The organism is Streptomyces sp. NPDC032745 (genome assembly GCF_055579465.1).
The window spans coordinates 1,299-2,593 of record NZ_JBVING010000039.1; the positions used below are offsets into that span (position 1 = coordinate 1,299).

Genomic DNA, 1,295 nt, shown 5'->3' on the forward strand with positions numbered 1-1,295 from the left:
GTCCCTTCACCAGTGATGGCCCCCCTTCTCCCGAAGTTACGGGGGCATTTTGCCGAGTTCCTTAACCATAGTTCACCCGAACGCCTCGGTATTCTCTACCTGACCACCTGAGTCGGTTTAGGGTACGGGCCGCCATGAAACTCGCTAGAGGCTTTTCTCGACAGCATAGGATCATCCACTTCACCACAATCGGCTCGGCATCAGGTCTCAGCCTTATATGAGGGACGGATTTGCCTACCCCTCGGCCTACACCCTTACCCCGGGACAACCACCGCCCGGGCTGGACTACCTTCCTGCGTCACCCCATCGCTTACCTACTACAAGTCTGGTTCGTCGGCTCCACCACTTTCCTTTCCCCGAAGGGTCCGGAACGGCTTCACGGACTTAGCATCGCCTGATTCGATATTGGGCGTTTCAAAGCGGGTACCGGAATATCAACCGGTTGTCCATCGACTACGCCTGTCGGCCTCGCCTTAGGTCCCGACTTACCCTGGGCAGATCAGCTTGACCCAGGAACCCTTAGTCAATCGGCGCACACGTTTCTCACGTGTGTATCGCTACTCATGCCTGCATTCTCACTCGTGAACCGTCCACAACTAGCTTCCGCTGCTGCTTCACCCGGCACACGACGCTCCCCTACCCATCACAGCAGGCGTTGGCCCTATTGCTGCAATGACACGACTTCGGCGGTACGCTTGAGCCCCGCTACATTGTCGGCGCGGAATCACTTGACCAGTGAGCTATTACGCACTCTTTCAAGGGTGGCTGCTTCTAAGCCAACCTCCTGGTTGTCTCTGCGACTCCACATCCTTTCCCACTTAGCGTACGCTTAGGGGCCTTAGTCGATGCTCTGGGCTGTTTCCCTCTCGACCATGGAGCTTATCCCCCACAGTCTCACTGCCGTGCTCTCACTTACCGGCATTCGGAGTTTGGCTAAGGTCAGTAACCCGGTAGGGCCCATCGCCTATCCAGTGCTCTACCTCCGGCAAGAAACACACGACGCTGCACCTAAATGCATTTCGGGGAGAACCAGCTATCACGGAGTTTGATTGGCCTTTCACCCCTAACCACAGGTCATCCCCCAGGTTTTCAACCCTGGTGGGTTCGGTCCTCCACGAAGTCTTACCTCCGCTTCAACCTGCCCATGGCTAGATCACTCCGCTTCGGGTCTAGAGCGTGCAACTCAATCGCCCTATTCGGACTCGCTTTCGCTACGGCTTCCCCACACGGGTTAACCTCGCTACACACCGCTAACTCGCAGGCTCATTCTTCAAAAGGCACGCAGTCACGACCTA

General features: G+C 56.6%; 1 rRNA gene (only partly in view). It reads right to left on the bottom strand.

What is annotated here, in order from left to right:
* Positions 1-1,295, bottom strand: a 23S ribosomal RNA gene (locus ACZ5WG_RS40745) (it extends past both window edges: 1,267 nt to the left, 154 nt to the right).